This window comes from Mesorhizobium sp. RCAM 05099 (genome assembly GCF_059683685.1).
This window is the reverse complement of the sequence record NZ_CM185035.1, coordinates 1389786-1410000: the sequence shown is the minus strand read 5'-3', so window position 1 is coordinate 1410000 and position 20215 is coordinate 1389786. Positions and strand designations below refer to the sequence as shown.

The following is a 20215-nucleotide window of genomic DNA, read 5'->3' as shown; positions in this document are numbered from 1 at the left end:
CGATGACCTTGTCGCCTTCAAGCGCGAGCGCGAGCGCATCGACGATCTGCTGAAGCAGGAAGACAGCGATTCGCTGAAAGTCGCGAGCGCCAAGATCGACGGCTGATTGGTTGAAGTTCAGCCTTGCGTATCTTCGGCACGCCGCGACCATGGCAGCCGCTCGCCGGAAATGGTCGTCCACGCGATGACAGCCGAAAGCAGGCAAAGCAGCGCTGTCACCGAGGAGACCGCGGAAAACGCAGCATCGCTGGCGGCGAGCCTTGCCGCATCGAGTGCCGGCGCAAGTCCGGCCGGTGCCGGTTCGCCGAAGCCCGGTACGCCGGGCATTGCATTCCCATCCAGTGCATGCGCGTAGACCCAGGCTGCAAGCGACCCCATCGCCGCCACGGCGATCAGGCCGCCGATGCGCGAAACGGCATTGTTTATACCGGAGGCAGCACCCGTATCCTTGTCTTCCACTGCCGTCATGATCGCGGTCGACAGCGGCGACACCACCAGCGCCATGCCGAGCCCCATCAGCGCCATCAGCGGAAATGTTCCCGCCCAGAAATTATGGATGCCAGCATGGGTGAGCAATGCAAGTCCGGCGAAGGCGAGAGCCACGACCAGGCTGCCGCAGGCAATCGGAAAACGCGGCCCGATCCGGTCCGAGAGCAGGCCGACCGGTCCCGACAGGAGCGCGATCGATGCCGACAAGGGCAGGAAGATGAAGCCGACCTCCGCCGTGCTCAATCCCCAGCCGGCGATCAGCAGCATCGGCAGATAGAAAAGATTGGCCGACAGCGCGAAATAGAGGAAGAACGTTGCGACATTGGCGCCGGCGAAAGCGCCGACACGAAACAGCGACAGATCGATCATCGGCTCGCGCTGCCGAAGCTCGAAGAAGATGAAGACAGCCAGCAATACGGCGCCGGCGGCGATACTCGGCCCCGACATATGCCCCTCGCCGCTGGCGCTCATCGAGGTCAGCCCGTAGGCGAGCGCGCCGAAGGCCAATGTCGCAAGCGCCGCACCACCAAGATCCAGACTGCGTTTCGCCGTCGGCGCGTCGGCCGGGATCTTGGCCAGCAGAAGGTAGATCGAGATGAGGCCGAGCGGCAGGTTGATGGCGAAGATTGCTCGCCAGATGCCGTCGCCGAAAGCAGAAAGCACAAGGCCGCCGAGCACCGGGCCAAGTGCCGTGGTCAGCGCCGAAGCCGCCGCCCAGATGCCTATCGCGCGGCCGCGTTCTTTCTTCGGGTAGGCCTTGGCGATGATGGCGAGGCTGCCCGGCACCATGATCGCGGCACCAATGCCCTGGATGGCGCGAAACGCGATCAGCACAGCCGCATTCGGCGCCAGGGCACAGGCAAGCGAGGCAACAATGAACAGCGCAATGCCTGCCACAAAGGCGCGGCGCAACCCGAATCGATCGCCGGCGGCGCCGCCGGCAAGGATCAGCGCCGAGAGCGTCAATGCATAGGCATTGGAAATCCATTGCGCCTCGGCAAGGCTGGCGCCGAGGTTGACGCGGATCGCCGGCATGGCGATGGCCAGGATCGAACCGTCGATGAAGCCAAGCGCCGAGGCCAGGATCGCCGCGATCAACACAAACCGCCGCCGCGATTGCGGACAGAACGTTCCGTTCGTGACCGGGCTGGTCAGCGGGACCGCGGCGACTTCGCTTGGTGAATGCATGGAACCCTGCTTAGACCCCCAGCGCACCGGCAACAACCGGCCAGTGGCTTGCAGTCATTGAAACCAGTCTCACCTGAGACCGGCCGTCGCGCCAGGGTGGCACCTATCCGGATGCAAACGGTGGCAGTCATGCTAAGTTTTCCGGGGAGCTGCAGGCGTGGAGAAATCGATGAAGCGTCCACTCGAGGCATCGGCGGAGGGACGCGGCCGCGTCGTCGGCATCACCGACGGGGTGTCGCCATTGCACTCACCCTGATCGTGCTCGAGATCAGGGTCCCGGCGCACGAGGCGATCCATTCGGAACGCGATTTGCTTGCCGCGATCGCGGCACTCGCGCCACGCTTCCTGACCTATGCCTTGAGCTTCCTGACGCTGACCATCTTCTGGTTCGGCCAGCAGGCGCAGCATGGGTTGATCGCCAAATCCGACAGACGGCTTGCCACGCTGAACCTCTGCTTTCTCGCCTTCATCGCCCTGCTACCGTTCTCGACCGACCTTTTGGCCGACTTCCTCGAATTCAGGACCGCGGTGCTCGTCTACTGGCTCAATCTGCTGATGCTCGGCGTCACGCTGTTCGCCAGTTGGCGCTATGCGGAGCAAAGCGGCTTTCTGGCGGAAGATGTCGATGCGCAGACGCGACACACGGTCTACCTGCGTATCGTCAAGGCGCAGATCCTGTGGGCGATCGGCGCCGCACTGTGCCTGATCACCCCGTTGCTCAGCGTCGGCTTCATTCTGGTTGTGCAACTGATCTACGCGGCCACGCCAAGCGCGAAGTGGGTGCGCAGGATTATCGGCTGAGGCGCAGCGGAGGCCGTTGGCTCTTCAGTCGACAAACTCGACGGTGACACCCGGCGAGACGAGCTTAGCGAGTTCTCGCGCATCCCAGTTGGTCAGGCGCACGCAGCCATGGCTTTCGGTCTTTCCGATCTTCGACGGGTCCGGGGTGCCGTGGATGCCATAGGTCGGCTTGTCGAGCGCGATCCACACCGATCCGACCGGGCCGTTGGGGCCCGGCGGAATGGTCAGGATCTTGTCGTTCTGGCCCTGCTTGAAATTGATGTTGGGGTTGTAGGTGTAGTTCGGATCGAGCGCGACGCGCGACACCGTGTGCGTACCGGACGGTGACGGCGTATCCGACGAGCCGATGGTCGCGGGATAGGCCGCGACCAGCTTGCCCCCCGCGTCATAGGCGAAAACCTCTTTCTTGCCCTTGTCGGCGACGATGCGGGCGACCGGCGTCGAGACCAGCCTGCCGAAATTGGCGACCTTGATGATCGTGCCCGGACGATTGAAGTTGGCGTCCGGGTTGAGCGCCTTCAGATAGTTCTCGTCCATGTGGAAGCGCTCGGCGAGCGCTTCGGTCACCGAAATGTAGCCCATGCGATCGAGTTGCGCCTTCTGGCTGTAGTCTTCCGGGATCGAGGCGACATAGGGGCCGGCCGCATCTTCCGGTGTGATGGTGTAGTTGGCGAAGGCATCGCCGCCGGATTGTGCAAGTGCCGTCTGGATTCCGACCGCATCGGTCGATCGCAGATTGCTGCCCGTGATTTCGTTGTAGGCGGCAAGCGCCTTGTCGACATTCGAACCGAATCGCCCATCGATGACGCCAGGTGAAGCGCCGCCCCGGTCGAGCAGCACCTGAAGTGCGGCGACATCCTGGCGCGCTCCCAGCGAAAGCGACGGCTCGACAGTGGTCTTGTCGCCAGCCTTTGGTGGCAGTGCCGCCTGATCGGCAGGCGCGGCCTGTTCGGCGGGCGCTGCCGGCTGGACAGGTTCTATCGATGCCTCGTTGAGCGGCTGACGCTTGATGGTGCGCGGCTCTGCCGGCTGTGGTGCCTCGGGATAATTGTTGTCGTAGCTGCCGTCGTCCTGAGGCGCCGGCGGGTAGGCTTCCACGGAATTGTCACTATTGGGATCGTATTCGTCCGCCGGCGGCGGGATGACCCGGCCTTCCTCTTGCAACTGCTTGCGGCGGAACCGCGCCATATCTTCCGGATTGTCGAGGTAGTAGCGGTCGTCTTCGGCGGGGACGCGACCAAGCTCGCGCAGCCTTGTCTCACGGCGCAGCGCGCGACGGTCGAGCCGCGTCTGCGGCGGCTGGATGGCGATCACCTTGCCGGTATCGGCATCGACAATGACGCGGTTTCCCTGGCGTCGTAATAGATGTCCAGATTGCCGTCCTGGGCGACAAGGATGCCGCCGGCCGCAGCAGTGCGAACAGCCCGTGGCGAGGTATCGTCGGTCGGCGCGGCCATTGCACTTGAAGAAAGTATCCCGACGGCGAGCGCCGAGAGAGTGAAGATCGTCCGCAACATGGTGGCCAAACTCTCCGGTCCGTAATTGCCGCCGCCCGGCAGTGTCCCTGTGAGGCGAACCCTTCGCCAACAAACCAGTTACCCAGCATATGGTTCCAATATGAACCGGGCATGAAGATGGCGGCTTCCCGGCGCCTCGATGAATGTCGGCTAGCGGGCGGCAAGCCCCAGTTCCTTGCGCGCCTGCTTCGTCAGCTTGAGGGCAACCAGGCGATGGCTTTCGCGCAGATAGTCCTTCAGCGCAGCATCATCCACGCTCTGGCTTGTCCGACGCTGGATCCATGTCATGCCGCGAGAGGCAAGATAGGGCGCCGGCCGCAGTCCCGGTAGCTCCTTGAGCACATCATAGGCAATGTCGGAGCATTTGAAGGTGACGAACAGCTGCTGGCCTTGATCCCAGCCGCCGATCGCAAAGACCTTGGTCCCGACCTTCCAGACATGGGCGCCGCCCCACTGGACGACATGGGTTGTCGAAGGCAGTGAGGCGCAGAAGCTGTTGTAGTCGTCCAGCGTCATCCCTGCCCTCGCCGTTCATATGAAAACGCCGCGCATCCAGATTGGATGCGCGGCGTTGTATCAGGCTGCCGCCTCGGCCGCGACAATCGTCGGCTTCGAGCGGAAGTTCAGCCGGTCGGAACCGGCTGTCACCTTGACGGTCGAGCCGTCGAGGATGTCGCCGAGCAGGATCTTCTCCGCCAGCGGATCCTGGAGTTCCTTCTGCATCACCCGCTTCAATGGCCGCGCGCCATAGGCCGGGTCGTAACCCTTGGCCGCCAGCCAGTCGACCGCCTCCTGGTCGAGGCGGAGCGTGATCTTGCGGTCGACAAGCAGGTTTTCCAGCCGCTTGAGCTGGATCTCGACGATGCGGCCCATATCCTGCCGGCGCAGCCTGTGGAACAGGATCACCTCGTCGATGCGGTTGAGGAACTCCGGCCGGAACGAAGCCTTGACGACGTTCATCACCTCGTCGCGAACCTGATCGACATCCTGGTCCTCGCCAAGATTGACCAGATATTCGGCACCGAGATTCGACGTCATGATGATCAGCGTGTTGCGGAAATCGACGGTACGGCCCTGCCCGTCGGTCAGGCGACCGTCATCGAGCACTTGCAGCAGCACGTTGAACACGTCCGGATGCGCCTTCTCGATCTCGTCGAAGAGCACGACCTGATAGGGCCGGCGCCGCACGGCTTCGGTCAGCGCGCCGCCTTCCTCGTAGCCGACATAGCCGGGAGGCGCGCCGATCAGCCGCGAGACCGAGTGCTTCTCCATGAACTCCGACATGTCGATGCGCACCATGGCGCTCTCGTCGTCGAACAGGAAGCTGGCCAAGGCCTTGGTCAGTTCGGTCTTGCCGACGCCCGTCGGTCCGAGGAACATGAACGAGCCGATCGGCCGGTTCGGATCCTGCAGGCCGGCACGCGCCCGGCGCACGGCTTTCGAGACGGCTTGCACCGCCTCGCCCTGGCCGACGACGCGCTTGCCGATCTCGTCTTCCATGCGCAACAGCTTGTCGCGCTCGCCCTGCAACATCTTGTCGACCGGAATACCAGTCCAGCGCGAGACGATATGGGCGACGTGGTCGGGGGTGACCACCTCTTCGACCATGCCGACCTTGCCGTCCTGGGCTTCGGCGTCCTTGAGCTTCTTTTCCAGCTCCGGGATCTTGCCATAGGCAAGCTCGCCGGCGCGCTGGAATTCACCCTTGCGCTGGGCGATGGCGAGGTCGTTGCGCGCCTCGTCGAGCTGCTTCTTGAGGTCAGCCGCCAGCCCAAGCTTCTGCTTCTCCGCCTGCCACTTCGCGGTGATCTCGGTCGATTCCTCCTCGAGGCCGACGAGTTCCTTTTCCAGGCGGGCGAGCCGATCCTTCGACGCGTCATCCGTCTCGACCTTCAGAGCCTCGCGTTCGATCTTGAGCTGCATGATGCGGCGATCGATTTCGTCCAGCGCCTCGGGCTTGGAATCGACCTGCATGCGCAGCCGCGAGGCGGCTTCGTCGACTAGGTCGATCGCCTTGTCCGGCAGGAAGCGGTCGGCAATGTAGCGGTTGGACAGCGTCGCCGCCGCCACCAGCGCCGAATCGGAGATACGCACCTTGTGGTGCTGCTCATATTTCTCCTTCAGGCCGCGCAGGATCGAGACGGTGTCTTCCACCGACGGCTCGTCGACGAACACGGGCTGGAAACGGCGGGCAAGAGCCGGATCCTTCTCGACATGCTTGCGATACTCATCCAGCGTGGTTGCGCCGACGCAATGCAGTTCACCGCGCGCCAGCGCCGGCTTCAAGAGGTTCGACGCATCCATGGCGCCATCCGCCTTGCCGGCACCGACCAGCGTGTGCATCTCGTCGATGAACAGGATGATCCCGCCAGCGGCAGAGGTGACTTCCGAAAGCACGGCCTTCAGCCGCTCCTCGAACTCGCCGCGATACTTGGCGCCCGCGATCAATGAGCCCATGTCGAGCGCCATCAACTGCTTGTCCTTCAGCGATTCCGGCACGTCGCCGTTGACGATGCGCAGCGCCAGGCCTTCGGCGATTGCCGTCTTGCCGACGCCCGGCTCGCCGATCAGCACCGGGTTGTTCTTGGTGCGGCGCGACAGCACCTGGATGGTGCGGCGGATCTCGTCGTCACGGCCAATGACCGGATCGAGCTTGCCGGCACGGGCATCGGCGGTCAGGTCGCGCGCGTATTTCTTCAGCGCGTCGTAGCCCTGCTCGGCACTCGCCGAATCGGCGGTGCGGCCCTTGCGGAGGTCATTGATGACCTGGTTCAACGCCTGCGCGGTAACGCCGGCCTTGGCCAGGATCTCGGCGGTCTTGGCCGATTTCTCCATGGCGAGCGCCTGCAGCAGCCGCTCGACCGTGACAAAGCTGTCGCCGGCCTTCTTGGCCAATTCCTCCGCCGTCGAAAACACCTTGGCCAGCGGCTGTGCCAGATAGAGCTGGCCATTGCCGCCTTCGACCTTGGGCATCGCCTCGAGTGCCGCCTCGACGGCAAGTTTGACGTCGCGGACGCTGCCGCCGGCGCGCTCGATCAGCGAAGCGACCAAGCCCTCGTCATCATCGACGAGAACTTTCAGTATGTGTTCGGGAGTGAATTGCTGGTGGTTGCGCGAGAGCGCCATGGTCTGTGCGGACTGGATGAAGCCGCGTACGCGCTCGGAATATTTCTCAAGGTTCATATCTGTCTCCTTCCATCACCGGCCCACTTTGCGGCACCGGATCAGATTGCGGTGACGGACCCGCCCATTCGAGCCGAATCCTGTTCAGCCGAGATATGGTGCATAGGCCATGCTGTCTCAAGACGCTTTGATATCGGTCAACGCATAATATTCCGCCGCGGCACAAAACAAAAACGGCGGAGATTTCTCCCCGCCGTTCAATGTCTTGAGAGCCGTTCGATCAGTTGTCGATGTCGACGATCACCGGCTCAGCGTTGCCGCTGTCGACCGGAGCCACGGCCACCTCGCCGGCATCGGCATTGTCGCCACCACCGTCGACTTGGTCGGCATTGACGCGCGGACGGCGCGGACGCCTCGGGCGACGGGCGGCACCACTTTCGGCAGCCGCCTCGTTGAGTTCGGCCCGGGCGGCAAGATCGGCCGGCGAGAGATGCTCGAACAGCGGAGCCGGTTCGGCCGCAATGGATTCGGACGCAATGGATTCAACTGGCGAGCCGGTCTCCGCCTGGATAGGGGCCTCGTTGCGCTGCTGTTGACCGCCTTGCTCGGCGGACGAACCATAATCGCGCTGGCCACCCTGGCCATAACCGCCATTGGGCCGACGATCGCGATGGCGCCCGCCATTGTTGTCGCGGCCGCCATTGTTGCGTCCGCCATTGTTGTCACGCGTGTCGCGGCCGCTTTCGCGGTTCAGCGCGACCTCGGCCGGCATGCCTTCGATGATCGGCTGCGGACCGGCGCCATGGCTGGCTGCGGGCACCTGTGTCTCGGAATTGGCGTTCCCGCTATTGCCGGCATTATCGAACTCGTCACGATCCTCATCGCCGTCATCGTCGAAGTCGTCGCGATTCTGCTGGACGTTCTGGATCGGCATTTGCGCCTGCGCGGCCGCGATGATGCGATTGTAGTGTTCGGCGTGCTGGAGATAATTTTCCGCCATGACCCGGTCGCCGGAGCTGTGCGCGTCACGGGCAAGGGTGGCATATTTTTCGGCGATCTGCTGAGCCGATCCGCGAATCTTCACGTCCGGGCCGTTGCTCTCGTAGTTGCGCGTCAAGGGATTTGGCCCCTTGCGGTTGTTGTTGTTGTTATTGTTGTTGCCACCGCCGCCGCCACTATTGTTGCGACCGCGCATGCGCCTGTTCTGCTGTTGTGGCCTCATTCGACTCTCTTCATTTTGAAATTTTCGAAAAACTCTTCACGAACGGAGGCGCTCATGCAGCCAGCCGTTTCGTTTCTTCACCGGCGTTCGCCCGCATCGATTGCGTTGGCGCCACGTGCCATCCTGTTCCGGTTACATCACTTGCCGGACGATTCCCGCACGAAGCTTGGGCGTCGTTTGCGCAAGAAGGCAGCTATTTCCAAGGAAACCGAATCGCTAAGAGCACTGCCTGCTTCGTCTCATCCGGTTGAGGCGACCCTAGCCGCATTCCCCTGTATTGCCAAGCGCTTTTTTCGCACTGCGTCAAGGCTTTCCCTGTTGAAAGACAAGAACCCTGTCGTTTCCGCCAAGATCGCCAAACACCCCAGCGGCCGCATAGCCGGCTGCGTGGAATATCTCGCTGACCTCGTTGCGCTGCGTGTGGCCGATCTCTACCGCGATTCTGCCTTCGGCTTCCAGAAACCTTGCCGCCTCGGCGGCGATGATTCTGTACGGGGCCAACCCGTCCACGCCACCATCAAGGGCCAGGCGTGGGTCGAAATCGCGGACTTCGTCCTGCAGATTTCCAATGTCTTGAGATGGTATATAGGGAGGGTTTGCGGCAATTACATGGTAACGGCCGGAAACTTTTTCGAACCAGTCGGACTGGAGCGCCGTGAACCGGCCGCCAAGCCCGAGTTGCCTGGCATTGCGATTCGCCGTCTCCAGCGCGCCAGCGGCAATGTCAACGCCCGTGGCGATCGCGGCTGGCGCGGCACTGAGCAGTGCCAGCGCAATGGCGCCGGTGCCGGTGCCGAGATCAAGGATGCGGCATTCGCCCTCCCGCGCCGCAATCGCCTCGACGAAGGGCAGCACCGCCTCGACCAGCGTTTCCGTATCTGGCCGCGGTTCCAGCGTTTCCGGCGACAGCGACAGGCGCAAGCCGTAGAATTCACGATAGCCCAGGATGCGGTGCACCGGCTCGCCGCCGGCGCGCCGTCGCAAGGCGGCATCGATTGCCGCGAGAGCGTTCCCCTCGACCTTGCGTTCCGGATCGGCAATCGCCTGCGTGCGGCTCGTGCCGGAAAAATGTTCGACGATCAGCCGCGCATCGAGCGCCGGATCATCAACAGCGGCCGCGGCAAGCCGAGCCCGCGCTGCCCGCAGCAGCGGCCCCAGCGTCTCGGGCAGTTTGTCAGCCATCGATGCCGATGTCGGCAAGCAGCTTCGACTGGTGATCGGCGATCAGCGCGTTGATAATCTCGTCGAGTTCACCCATCATCACCCGGTCGAGCTTGTAGAGGGTCAGGTTGATGCGGTGGTCGGTGACCCGCCCTTGCGGGAAATTATAGGTGCGGATGCGCTCCGAGCGATCGCCCGAGCCGACCTGCGATTTGCGCGATTCCGAGCGCTCCTCGTCAACCTTGCTGCGCTCCAGGTCATAGAGTCGTGCCCGCAGGATCTGCATGGCCTTCGCGCGGTTCTGGTGCTGCGACTTTTCCGCCTGCACCACCATGATGCCGGTCGGCAAATGGGTGATGCGGACGGCAGAATCGGTGGTGTTGACGTGCTGGCCGCCGGAGCCGGAGGCACGCATCGTGTCGATACGGATGTCTTCGGCCTTTATGTCGATGTCGACTTCTTCCGCTTCCGGCAGCACGGCCACTGTCGCCGCCGACGTGTGGATGCGCCCGCTCGCCTCGGTCGCCGGCACACGCTGCACGCGATGCACGCCGGATTCGAACTTCAGGTGGGCAAAGACGCCCCTGCCCGACACCGTGGCGATGATTTCCTTGAAGCCGCCAGCATCGCCATCGCTGGCCGACACTGTCTCGAACCGCCAGCCCCGCGCGGCGGCGTAGCGCTCATACATGCGAAACAGGTCGCCGGCGAAGAGTGCCGCCTCGTCGCCGCCGGTACCGGCGCGGATTTCGAGAATGGCGTTCTTGTCGTCGGCGGCATCCTTGGGCAGCAGCAGGATCTGGATGTCCTTCTGCAGCGCCTCGATGCGCTCCTCAACCTCCGGCAGGTCGGCCTCCGCCAGAGCTCGCATCTCGGCATCGGTGCCCTTGTCGGCAAGCATCGCTTCGAGGTCGGCCTGCTCATGCTCGGCCGCGCGCAGCGCCCTGACCTTTGCCACCATGTCCTGGATTTCGGCATATTCCGACGCCATCCGCACATAGGCATCCGGCGCCGGCCCGGCCGACATCTGCGCTTCGAGCATCTCGAAACGCTTGACGACTTGATCCATACGATCGCGGGGCAAATTGACCATGATCAGGGCGCTACAATGGGATCGAGCGGTCGTCGGCAAAGGCCTGCAGCAGCGCCCGCATCGGCAGCCCCTGCGCCGGCGCCATGAGATTGTCGTCGAAGAACGCCTCCAATTCCTCCAGCGGCAGTTCCGTCAGCATCGCCTTGACGGGGCCGATCGAGGCCGGCGACATCGAGATCGAGCGAAAACCGAGACCGATCAGCGCCATCGCCGAGATCGGCTTGCCGGCGAGTTCGCCGCACAGCGTCACCGGCGTGTGGTTACGGACGCCGGCATCGGCGATCTGCTTCAGGACGCGCAGGAAAGGCGCCGACAGCGTATCGAAACGGTTGGCCAATTGTGTGTTGCCGCGGTCGACCGCCATGACGAACTGGAAGAGGTCGTTCGAACCGACCGAAACGAAGTCCACCGCCTTCATCAATTCGTCGAGCTGGAACAGAAGCGACGGCACCTCCAGCATGGCGCCCAGCTTGAGGCTGGTCGGCAGATGGTGCGCAAAACGCGACAGATGCCGCACCTCGCGGTCGATGATCTCGCGCGCCTGGGCAATCTCGCCAAGCTCGGTCACCATCGGCAGCATCAGCTTGAGCTCACGCCCGCCACTGGCCTTGAGCAAGGCGCGGATCTGGGTGCGCAGCAACCCCGGTCGGTCGAGGGTGAGACGAATCGCCCGCCAGCCGAGCGCCGGGTTCTCTTCCTGGATGGAGCCCTTGAAATAGGGCAGCACCTTGTCACCGCCGATATCGATGGTGCGGAAGGTGACCGGCTTGTCGCGCGCCGCGTCGAGCACGTCGCGATAGAGCCGCTCCTGGGCCTCGGCACGGGGAAACGTCGAAGCGACCATGAACTGCAGTTCTGTGCGGAACAGGCCGATGCCGGCCGCTCCGGCCTCGGCAAGTTGCGGCAGGTCGACGGCAAGTCCTGCATTCATCAGAAGGTCGACCTGCACCCCATCCTTGGTCATCGAGGGCTTTTTGCGCAGCTCGCGGTAAACCTCTTGCCGGCGAGCCCGGAACCGCACCTTCTCGGCATAGGCGGCCTCGAGATCGGGCTGCGGCCGCAGATGGATCACGCCCTCTTCGCCATCGACGATGATGGCGTCGCCATTTTCCGCCATGGAAACGGCGCCCTTCATCTGGCCGGCGACGGGGATGCCCATGGCGCGCGCGACGATGACGACGTGGCTGGTGGCGGCACCATCCTCGAGCACCAGCCCGCGCATCTTCTCCCCGGGATAGTCGAGCAGTTCGGCGGCCCCCATCGAGCGGGCGACGATGATGGCGTCCTTCGGCAGCGAGGCGGCGACATCCTCCGGCCCGCGCCCCATCAGCTGGCGCAGCAGCCGGTTGGCGAGGTCGTCGAAATCGCTCATTCGCTCGCGCAGATAGGGATCGGTCATGTGCAGCATGCGGGCGCGCATGTCGCTCTGCACTTTTTCCACGGCGGCCTCGGCCGTCAGGCCGTTGCGGATCGCCTCTTCCAGCCGGCGCACCCAGCCGCGATCGTTGGCGAACATGCGATAGGCTTCAAGCACCTGGCGATGCTCGCCCTCGAAGGCGACGTCGCGGCGCTCCAGCATGTCGTCGATGGAGAGCCGGAGCGAACCGAGCGAGCTTTCGAGCCGCCGAACTTCTTCCTCGCTGTCCTCGTTGAACAGATTGGTGACGACGATGCGCGGCTCGTGCAGCACGACGTGACCAAGCCCGACGCCTTCATTGAACGACAGGCCGGTGAAGCTGACCGGGCGGCGCAAATCGAGTTCGAGCCCGGGCCGGGTCAGCCGCGCCAGATCGCCGGTGGCGATCATCTCGGCAATGACCATCGCCGTGGTTTCCAGCGCCTCGACCTCGTCGTCGCGGTAATGGCGCATGGTCTTGTTCTGGACAACCAGAACGCCGAGCGTGCGCCCTGCCCGCAGCACCGGGACGCCAAGGAAGGAGTTGTAGATTTCTTCGCCAGTCTCCGGCAAGTAGGCGAAGGCCGGATGTTCCTGCGCGTTGGAGAGGTTCAGCGGCCGCGCGCTTGCCGCGATCGTGCCGACCAGACCTTGCCCCAGCCGCAACTGCGCCAGGTGGACGGCGTTCGGGTTCAGACCCTCGGTGGCGTAGAGTTCGAGCACCGAGTCGGCGCGCAACACGTAGAGCGAGCACACTTCGGCGACCATGTTGGAGGCGATGTCGCGCACAATGCGGTCAAGCCGCTCCTGCGGCTCCAGCGGCTCTTGCATGAGCTCGCGGAGCCGTTTCAGCAAAACGCGCGGGCCACTGGCCTGATCACGCATCGCGGCTTCTTCTCCAATGGGCATTTTGCCCGCCGCAGTTTCGGCTGCGGCCGGCGCTCACGCAACAACTGATTCAGTCTTGCTACTGCTTATCCAGACCGTAGACCGAATGCAAAGTACGAACCGCGAGTTCAGTGTACGGACCGTCGATAAGGATCGAAATCTTGATCTCGGACGTCGTGATGGCGCGGATGTTGATCGACTTGTCGGCCAGCGCCTTGAAAGCGGTGGCGGCGACGCCGGCATGGCTGCGCATGCCGATGCCGATGACCGAGACCTTGGACATTCCGGCTTCCGATTGCACGACGTCATAACCGATGGAGGCCTTCAGGCGTTCGAGCACGGCAAGCGCCTTGTCGACATCCCCCGAAGGGACGGTAAAGGTCATGTCGGTGTACTTGCCGTCCTCGGAAATGTTCTGGACGATCATGTCGACATTGATGTTTGCCTCGGCCAGCGGCCCGAAGATGCCGGCGGCGACGCCCGGCCGGTCGCCGACACGGCGCAGTGAAATCTGCGCTTCGTCCTTGGCATAGGCAATTCCGGTGACGACCTGCTGTTCCACGATCTCTTCCTCGTCGCAAATGAGCGTTCCGGGCGGATTGAGCAAATCCCCCATTCCGGGCGCATCGGGATCGTCGAAGGACGACCGCACGAAGGTACGCACCCTGTGCACCATGGCAAGCTCGACCGAACGCACCTGCAGAACCTTGGCGCCGAGCGAGGCCATTTCAAGCATTTCCTCGAAGGAAATCTTGGCCAGACGCCGCGCCTTGGGCTCGATGCGCGGATCGGTGGTGTAGACCCCGTCGACGTCGGTGTAGATGTCGCAACGATCGGCCTTGACCGCAGCGGCGATGGCCACGGCACTGGTGTCTGAGCCGCCGCGGCCAAGCGTGGAGATGCGATTGTCCGGGCCGATGCCCTGGAATCCGGCGATCACCGCCACCTGGCCCTCGCCGAAACGCTTGATCAGGAACGCGCCGTCAATGTCGAGGATGCGCGCCGCGCCGTGGGCGTTGTCGGTCTTGATCGGGATCTGCCAACCCTGCCAGGAACGCGCATGCACGCCCATATTCTGCAAGGTGATCGCCAGGAGGCCGGCCGTGACCTGCTCGCCGGAGGCGACGACCGCGTCATATTCGCGTGCGTCGTGCATCGGCGAGGCCTCGCGCGTCCAGCCAACCAGTTCATTGGTCTTGCCGGCCATCGCCGAAACGACGACCGCCACCTCATGGCCGGCATCGACCTCGCGTTTGACGTGACGCGCCACATTGCGGATGCGGGCGATGTCGGCGACGGAGGTTCCGCCGAATTTCATCACGATGCGCGCCATGGAAGCGAAATGCCTTTGACTGAAGCCGGCCCGAAGCCGAAAGCGGAAGAGGACGCCCGGCTGACGCCGGCCGCTGAATGCGCGGCCTCCTTAGCCAAATGATGAAGGTTTCGCAAGGCTGGCGGCGGATTGCCGAGTTCAAGACGACGGCATATTGCGTTCCGCGGCGGCGGCCCTTACCAAATGCTGCGTGTGGGGAGTTCCTTTTGGTTCGGCATAACAGATGATTGCTCGTCTTCGGCGTGCCATGCGACGGCAATCGCTGCCGCTCGTCGTCGGCTTCGCGGTGCTGGCGCTGATCGTTGGCACCCGAGCCGTGCTCGTCGAGAGCCAGAGGGCCAATCGCGCCGCCGCGCGCCAGGCAATTGAGTATCAGGACGCGCTTTCCGGACTGCTTTCGCTGGCGCAGGATGCGGAAATCGGTCAGCGCGGTTACCTGCTGACTGGTGAGAAATCCTATCTCGAGCCTTATCGGCAGGCCGTCGAGGCCATCCCGGGGCAACTTGCCCGCATCGACAGCATGACTGCTCCCGACGACGAACTCACCCTGCAGATCAGCCATATCAAAGAGGCGCTTTCGCAAAAGCAGGCCGAACTGGCCGAGACAATTGCCCTGTACGACCAAGGCAATGCAACGAAGGCGCTGGAACTGGTGCGCGGCGGCCAGGGCAAGGCCGCCATGGACGAGATCCGGGCCAGCATGGACGCGATCCGGCGTATCGGCGCCGCCACCATCGCCGCCCGCGACGAGCATACCGACCAGGTCGAGGCCTGGCTGCGCATCGGCTCGCTGGCCGCCCTGCTGGCGATCTTCCTGCTTGGCGCCTACACCATCCGCGAATCCCGACGCCGCTTCCGCGAGGTGGCCGTTGCCCAGGAGGAGCTGATGCGCAAGAACATCGCGCTCGGCAATGAAATCCAAACGCGCGAAAAGGCAGAATCCCAGATTCGCCAGATGCAGAAGATGGAGGCCGTCGGTCAACTGACTGGCGGCATCGCCCATGACTTCAACAACATGCTGGCGGTGATCATCAGCGCCATGAACCTCGCCCAGCGCAAGCTGGCGCGTGGCGAGAACGACATCGCGAAATTCATAGAAGCCGCGACCGACGCGGCAACCCGGGCCGCCAACCTGACGGCCCGGCTGCTTGCCTTCTCGCGCCAGCAGCCACTGGCGCCGCAGATCGTCGACACCAACCGTCTGGTGACCGGAATGTCCGATCTGCTTCGGCGGGCGCTCGGCGAAACCATCCGTATCGAAACCGTGCTGGCGGGAGGCTTGTGGAAGACCCACGCCGACCCGAGCCAGATCGAGAACGCCATTCTCAACCTCGCGGTCAACGCGCGCGACGCCATGGGCGACGACGGCAAGCTGACCATCGAGACCGCCAACAGCCACCTCGACGACGACTACGCCGCCACCAATGCGGAGGTCACAGCCGGCCAGTATGTGATGATCGCGGTCAGCGACACCGGTGAGGGCATGTCGCAGGAAGTCATGGCCAGGGCCTTCGAGCCGTTTTTCACCACCAAGCCGGTCAACAAGGGCACCGGCTTGGGATTGAGCCAGGTGTTCGGCTTCGTCAAACAGTCGGGTGGCCACGTCAAGATCTATTCCGAGCCCGGCGAAGGCACGACGATCAAGATCTACCTGCCGCGCTTTTTTGGGACCGAAGAAGCCGCCGTGCCGCCAGGGCGAGGCGAGCGTCCTGCGTCTGTTACCGAAACCATTCTCGTCGTCGAGGACGACGCCCGGGTGCGTGCTTCCACCACGGATGCCATGCGTGAACTCGGCTACACCGTCATCCATACGGCGAGCGGTCAGGAAGCGTTGCGGAAGCTGGCGGAAACCCCCACTGTCGCGCTCCTGTTCACCGACATCGTCATGCCGGGGATGAACGGCCGCAAGCTCGCGGAAGAGGCCGTGTCGCGCCGGCCCGGGCTGAAGGTCATCTTCACCACCGGCTTCACCAGGAACGCCGTGGTCCACAACGGCGTGCTCGACCATGACGTGCACTTCCTGGCCAAGCCCTTCACGATCGAGCAACTCGAGGCCAAGCTGCGCGAAGTACTCGACGCCAGCACTTGAGGTCTGGCACTTGTCAGCATTCAAAATTGCCGCCTTGACATTCGCGGCCTCACGCCCGACTTCCTAGCGCTTGAGGAGACCAACCGATGCCAGAGCCCCGACGATCGACGATCGATGCCGGAGAAGTGGAACGCTTTTCCGCCCTTGCCGCCGAATGGTGGAACCCGAACGGCAAGTTCCGTCCGCTGCACAAGTTCAACCCGGTCCGGCTCTCCTATATCCGCGACCAGATAGCGACGCGCTTCGGCCGTGATCCACGCGCGGCACGGCCTTTCGAGGGCCTGCGCATCCTCGACATCGGCTGCGGCGGCGGCCTTTTGTGCGAGCCGATGGCGCGGCTTGGCGCCGAGGTGGTGGGAGCGGATGCCTCCGAAACAAACATCGAAGTCGCGAAGCTTCACGCGGCCGAGGGCAATGTGAGCATCGACTATCGCGCCACGACGGCCGAGGATCTGGCCGACGCCGGCGAGAAATTCGACGTCATCCTTAACATGGAAGTGGTCGAGCATGTCGCCGACATCGATCTGTTCGTGGCCAAATGCGGCGAGATGGTTCGGCCCGGCGGCATCATGTTCGTGGCCACCATCAACCGCACGCTGAAGGCGCTGGGCCTCGCCATCATTGGCGCCGAATATGTGCTGCGCTGGCTGCCGCGCGGCACCCATCAATTCGGCAAGCTGGTGCGCCCGGAAGAGCTCGAAAAGGCGCTTGGCGGGGCCGGCCTGACCATCATTGACCGCACTGGCGTCACCTACAACCCACTTGCCGACCGGTGGACGCGGTCGAAGGACATGGACGTCAACTACATGGTGCTGGCGGAAAAGGGATCGGTCTGACCCTGAATCCATTCAGGCAACGGATGTCCTAGCCTTCTGACTTTGCGCCATGGCGGTGATGAACACGCCGGCGGTGACGATGACCGCGCCTGCCCAGGTCAGCAACTGATAATGCTCGCCGAGGAAGATGGTGCCGGCAAACAAGCCGACGGCTGCCGCCACATAACCGATCTGGCTGAGATAGACCGGGCCGCCGACCGCCTGCAGCCGGAAGAAGAAGGCGAACATCGCCGACGCCGAGGCGACCTGCGCGACGACCACCAGTGGCACCCCCCAAGCGGAGCGAAAGCCCCCGCGCCCAGCAAGGCGAGAATACCGGCCAGCAGCAGCGCCCCCGATGCCAGATGGCTGCCGACGGCAAGCTCGATCGGGCCGGTGCCTTCCGGCCAGTCGACCGTGCGGTAGATGTTGCCGGCGGCAAGGCTGACCGGAATGAGCAGGCCCATCACCACCCAGAACAGCTCGGCCGGCTGACCGGCCTCGCCGCGTGTCACCGCCACCATGACCGCACCGACGAAGCCGACGGCGATGCCGACGATGCCCAGCATGTTCGGGCGCCGGACACGCAGCAGGATCGAGAACACCAGCGTGATCACCGGCGACAGCGTGAACATGATGCCGGTGTAGCCGGCGCCAAGATGCGGTATGGCCGAGAACATCAGGAGATTGGGGACGGCATAGGACACAGCCGCGGTCACGAAGAAGTAGCGCAATTTGTGTGTGGTGAGCCGGATGCGCTGGCCGTGCAGCAGCAACGAGCACAGCAGCACGCCGCCGGCGCCGAGCGAGATGACGAAAGCCCAGACCATGGCCGGAACGCCGGCAGCCGTGGCAAGCTTGCCGAACGGCAGCGTCAGGCCGAGCAGGCCGCCGGTGACGACCAGCAGGCCGAGCGCCGAATCCCAGAGAAATTTCATGATCGAGCCCTGTCGTGCGCCGCCCTTGGCCAGCGTTTCATCTTGCGGTAAGATAATGGAAAGATTCTTAACGTCAAGATACATGATGGTGAGGCAGTTGGACAGGGCAGCAAGAGCGATCGAGCAATGGAAACGGGAGCGGCCCGATTTGGATGTCTCGCCGATGGCCGTGCTTGGACGGCTGAACGAGGCCGCATCCCTGGTCGCCCGCGAACGCCTCGCGCCGCTGTTTGCCCGTTATGGATTGCAGTCCGGGGAATTCGATGTGCTGGCGACGCTGCGTCGCTCCGGATCACCCTACGCGCTGACGCCAACCGCGCTCTACGAAGCGACGATGGTGACGTCGGGCGCCATGACCAACCGGCTCGACCGGCTCGAATCGTCTGGATTGATCCTGCGCGGCCCGCACCCCAACGACCGGCGCGGCATTGTCGTGCGGCTGACCGAAAAGGGTCTCGCCCTGATCGACGAGGCTGTTACCGCCCATGTGGCCAATGAGCATCAGATCCTGTCCGGCCTGTCGCAGGCCGAACGGGAAACGCTCTCTCGTCTGCTGGAGAAATTGATCGGGATCGTGACCTGACCGGTCAGTTGCGGTCGTCCGGAAACACCGGGATCGGCATGAACTCGACGCCGTCCTCAGCCAGGCTCTTGGCCTCTTCCAACGTCGCCTCGCCATAGATGCCGCGCGCATCGCTTTCACCGAAATGGATCTTGCGCGCTTCCTCGGCAAACTTGTCGCCGACATAGTCGGCATTCTCGCGCACCTTCTCGGCCATCGCCTTGAGCTGCGCCAGGGCCTGCTTCTGCGCTTCGCCCATGGCGAGCGCGATGGTTTCCTGCTTGCGCGCCGTGGAGACGGCCGGCGCCATCAGCGCTTTCTGCACCTTGTGCGAGCCGCAGGTCGGGCAATCGACGAAGCCACGTTTCTTCTGGGTGTCGAAATCTTCATTGCCGCGGAACCAGCCCTCGAATTCGTGCTCGTGCTCGCAGATCAGCGCAAAGCGTATCAAGACGCCGCACCCCTGAGTCGCGACGCCTCCGGCGAACCGGCTTTGACGGCGAAATCCCGCGAATTTTTCAAGTTGGGGATCTTCTTGCGCGCCGCGGCCGACTGCGCCGGGTCGATCTCGGCGACGATCACCGCAGGCTCGTCATGCGCGGCTTCGGCGATGACGCGGCCCCACGGATCGACGATCAGCGAATGGCCATAGGTCTCGCGGCCGTCCTCATGCAGGCCGCCTTGTGCGGCGGCGACGACATAGGCGCCGTTTTCGATGGCGCGCGCCCTGAGCAGCACATGCCAGTGCGCCTCGCCCGTCTGACGGGTGAAGGCGGCGGGTACGGAGAGCAGATCGGCGCCGGCCAGCGCCTCGGCGCGGAACAATTGCGGGAAGCGCAGGTCGTAGCAGACCGCGAAACCCAGTTTCGCGCCTGCGATCCCGGTCACCACGGCCTCGGTGCCCGGCTCATAGGCGGCGGATTCGCGCCATGACTCGCCATTGTCGAGATCGACATCGAACATATGGATCTTGTCGTAGCTGGCGAGCGTGGCGCCGTCAGGGCCGAAGAGCAGCGCCCGGTTGGCGAGCTTGCCGTCGGCGCGCAGGATGGCGGTCGAGCCGATATGCAGGAAGACGCCGAGCTCGCTCGCCAGTCCGCGCGCGGTCGAGACAATGATGTCCTTGTCCTCGGAGGTGAAGGAAGCGGCGCGCGCTTCCTTGTCACGGATCAGCGCTCCGGTCATTTCCGGCGTCTGGATGTAGGTCGCACCTTGCGCCGCCGCTTCGCGCACCAGCCGTTCGAGATCGATCGCGTTGCGCTCGGGGCTCTCGCCTGAACGCATCTGGATCGCAGCGACCTTGAAAACACCCATCGTCATCTTCCTCAAATCGTCGCGCCGTTGGCGAGCAGTCTGTCCAGCTGGCCCTCGGCCTCCAACTCGTGAAGGTCGTCGCAGCCGCCGACATGCGTGTCGCCGATGAAAATCTGCGGAAAGGTCGAGCGGCCATGAGCGCGGGAAATCATCTCCTGGCGCAGCTCCGGCGAGAAGGAAGCGTCGTGCTCGGTATAAGCGACGCCCTTGCGCTCGAGCAGCCGCTTGGCTGCCGTACAATAGCCGCACATCATGCGGGTGTAGATGGTGACGTCGACCATGACGA

At 63.8% G+C, this 20215-nt stretch carries 16 protein-coding genes and 2 pseudogenes (1 of these 18 running past the window's edge); 5 read left to right on the top strand and 13 right to left on the bottom strand.

Annotated features, from left to right (window positions below; all coding sequences use genetic code 11):
• On the top strand, positions 1-106 hold the end of the coding sequence (locus AC56QQ_RS06970) for a M23 family metallopeptidase (protein WP_489863391.1). It extends 1865 nt beyond the left edge of the window; the window shows 106 of its 1971 coding nt (coding positions 1866-1971); the start codon falls outside the window, past its left edge; its stop codon occupies positions 104-106.
• A gap of 11 nt (positions 107-117) precedes the next feature.
• Here the strand turns inward: AC56QQ_RS06970 and AC56QQ_RS06965 are convergent, their stop codons facing one another.
• Complete coding sequence (locus tag AC56QQ_RS06965; protein WP_497126030.1) at positions 118-1677, bottom strand: MFS transporter; 1560 nt, start codon at positions 1675-1677, stop codon at positions 118-120.
• A gap of 258 nt (positions 1678-1935) precedes the next feature.
• Between AC56QQ_RS06965 and AC56QQ_RS06960 the strand changes: the two genes are divergently transcribed.
• Complete coding sequence (locus tag AC56QQ_RS06960; RefSeq protein ID WP_497126029.1) at positions 1936-2478, top strand: TMEM175 family protein; 543 nt, start codon at positions 1936-1938, stop codon at positions 2476-2478.
• Positions 2479-2502: 24 nt separating this feature from the next.
• On the opposite strand, the pseudogene AC56QQ_RS06955 reads toward AC56QQ_RS06960, so the two are convergent.
• The 8 genes and pseudogenes from AC56QQ_RS06955 to AC56QQ_RS06920 form a co-directional block, all read right to left on the bottom strand.
• Positions 2503-3995 (bottom strand): annotated as a pseudogene (locus AC56QQ_RS06955) (L,D-transpeptidase family protein).
• 150 nt (positions 3996-4145) lie between these two features.
• Positions 4146-4511, bottom strand: coding sequence for an MmcQ/YjbR family DNA-binding protein (locus AC56QQ_RS06950; RefSeq protein ID WP_497126028.1), 366 nt, complete (start codon positions 4509-4511; stop codon positions 4146-4148).
• A 60-nt stretch (positions 4512-4571) separates the two neighbouring features.
• Positions 4572-7178 (bottom strand): ATP-dependent chaperone ClpB, encoded by a 2607-nt coding sequence (gene clpB / locus AC56QQ_RS06945; RefSeq protein ID WP_497126026.1) that lies wholly within the window; start codon positions 7176-7178, stop codon positions 4572-4574.
• A 220-nt stretch (positions 7179-7398) separates the two neighbouring features.
• Complete coding sequence (locus AC56QQ_RS06940) at positions 7399-8340, bottom strand: DUF4167 domain-containing protein (protein WP_497126025.1); 942 nt, start codon at positions 8338-8340, stop codon at positions 7399-7401.
• Positions 8341-8643: 303 nt separating this feature from the next.
• Positions 8644-9522, bottom strand: coding sequence for a peptide chain release factor N(5)-glutamine methyltransferase (prmC, locus tag AC56QQ_RS06935; protein WP_497126023.1), 879 nt, complete (start codon positions 9520-9522; stop codon positions 8644-8646).
• Positions 9515-10594 (bottom strand): peptide chain release factor 1, encoded by a 1080-nt coding sequence (gene prfA / locus AC56QQ_RS06930; RefSeq protein WP_497126022.1) that lies wholly within the window; start codon positions 10592-10594, stop codon positions 9515-9517. The genes prmC and prfA overlap by 8 nt, the downstream gene beginning before the upstream one ends.
• A 10-nt stretch (positions 10595-10604) precedes the next feature.
• Complete coding sequence (gene ptsP / locus AC56QQ_RS06925) at positions 10605-12875, bottom strand: phosphoenolpyruvate--protein phosphotransferase (RefSeq protein WP_497126021.1); 2271 nt, start codon at positions 12873-12875, stop codon at positions 10605-10607.
• 82 nt (positions 12876-12957) lie between these two features.
• Positions 12958-14211, bottom strand: a complete 1254-nt coding sequence (locus AC56QQ_RS06920; protein ID WP_256751723.1) for an aspartate kinase — start codon at positions 14209-14211, stop codon at positions 12958-12960.
• Positions 14212-14458: 247 nt separating this feature from the next.
• Between AC56QQ_RS06920 and AC56QQ_RS06915 the strand changes: the two genes are divergently transcribed.
• Entirely contained in the window at positions 14459-16300 is a 1842-nt protein-coding gene (locus tag AC56QQ_RS06915; protein ID WP_497128901.1) for a CHASE3 domain-containing protein, read from the top strand.
• A gap of 86 nt (positions 16301-16386) precedes the next feature.
• A complete protein-coding gene (gene ubiG / locus AC56QQ_RS06910; RefSeq protein ID WP_256751725.1) occupies positions 16387-17136 on the top strand; it encodes a bifunctional 2-polyprenyl-6-hydroxyphenol methylase/3-demethylubiquinol 3-O-methyltransferase UbiG in 750 nt (249 codons plus the stop codon).
• Positions 17137-17148: 12 nt separating this feature from the next.
• On the opposite strand, the pseudogene AC56QQ_RS06905 reads toward ubiG, so the two are convergent.
• A pseudogene (locus tag AC56QQ_RS06905) lies at positions 17149-18053 on the bottom strand (DMT family transporter).
• Positions 18054-18150: 97 nt separating this feature from the next.
• Between AC56QQ_RS06905 and AC56QQ_RS06900 the strand changes: the two are divergent.
• A complete protein-coding gene (locus AC56QQ_RS06900) occupies positions 18151-18636 on the top strand; it encodes a MarR family winged helix-turn-helix transcriptional regulator (RefSeq protein WP_497126020.1) in 486 nt (161 codons plus the stop codon).
• Between the two features lie 4 nt (positions 18637-18640).
• Here the strand turns inward: AC56QQ_RS06900 and AC56QQ_RS06895 are convergent, their stop codons facing one another.
• Genes AC56QQ_RS06895 through grxC form a run of 3 tightly spaced genes read right to left on the bottom strand, consistent with a single transcriptional unit; the run spans position 18641 to position 20210 of the window.
• On the bottom strand, positions 18641-19066 hold the full coding sequence (locus tag AC56QQ_RS06895) for a DUF1178 family protein (protein ID WP_497126019.1): 426 nt from the start codon (positions 19064-19066) through the stop codon (positions 18641-18643).
• Positions 19063-19929: a carbon-nitrogen hydrolase family protein gene (locus AC56QQ_RS06890; protein ID WP_497126018.1), complete on the bottom strand. Its 867-nt coding sequence runs from the start codon at positions 19927-19929 to the stop codon at positions 19063-19065. The genes AC56QQ_RS06895 and AC56QQ_RS06890 overlap by 4 nt, the downstream gene beginning before the upstream one ends.
• Positions 19930-19940: 11 nt before the next feature.
• A complete protein-coding gene (gene grxC / locus AC56QQ_RS06885) occupies positions 19941-20210 on the bottom strand; it encodes a glutaredoxin 3 (protein WP_269907762.1) in 270 nt (89 codons plus the stop codon).
• Between the last annotated feature and the right edge of the window lie 5 nt (positions 20211-20215).

Coding starts and splice junctions, on each gene's coding strand:
- AC56QQ_RS06965 (WP_497126030.1), bottom strand. CDS start 1,677: ATGCATTCACCAAGCGAAGTCGCCGCGGTCCCGCTGACCAGCCCGGTC.
- AC56QQ_RS06950 (WP_497126028.1), bottom strand. CDS start 4,511: ATGACGCTGGACGACTACAACAGCTTCTGCGCCTCACTGCCTTCGACA.
- clpB (WP_497126026.1), bottom strand. CDS start 7,178: ATGAACCTTGAGAAATATTCCGAGCGCGTACGCGGCTTCATCCAGTCC.
- AC56QQ_RS06940 (WP_497126025.1), bottom strand. CDS start 8,340: ATGAGGCCACAACAGCAGAACAGGCGCATGCGCGGTCGCAACAATAGT.
- prmC (WP_497126023.1), bottom strand. CDS start 9,522: ATGGCTGACAAACTGCCCGAGACGCTGGGGCCGCTGCTGCGGGCAGCG.
- prfA (WP_497126022.1), bottom strand. CDS start 10,594: ATGGTCAATTTGCCCCGCGATCGTATGGATCAAGTCGTCAAGCGTTTC.
- ptsP (WP_497126021.1), bottom strand. CDS start 12,875: ATGCGTGATCAGGCCAGTGGCCCGCGCGTTTTGCTGAAACGGCTCCGC.
- AC56QQ_RS06920 (WP_256751723.1), bottom strand. CDS start 14,211: ATGGCGCGCATCGTGATGAAATTCGGCGGAACCTCCGTCGCCGACATC.
- AC56QQ_RS06915 (WP_497128901.1), top strand. CDS start 14,459: ATGCGACGGCAATCGCTGCCGCTCGTCGTCGGCTTCGCGGTGCTGGCG.
- ubiG (WP_256751725.1), top strand. CDS start 16,387: ATGCCAGAGCCCCGACGATCGACGATCGATGCCGGAGAAGTGGAACGC.
- AC56QQ_RS06890 (WP_497126018.1), bottom strand. CDS start 19,929: ATGGGTGTTTTCAAGGTCGCTGCGATCCAGATGCGTTCAGGCGAGAGC.
- grxC (WP_269907762.1), bottom strand. CDS start 20,210: ATGGTCGACGTCACCATCTACACCCGCATGATGTGCGGCTATTGTACG.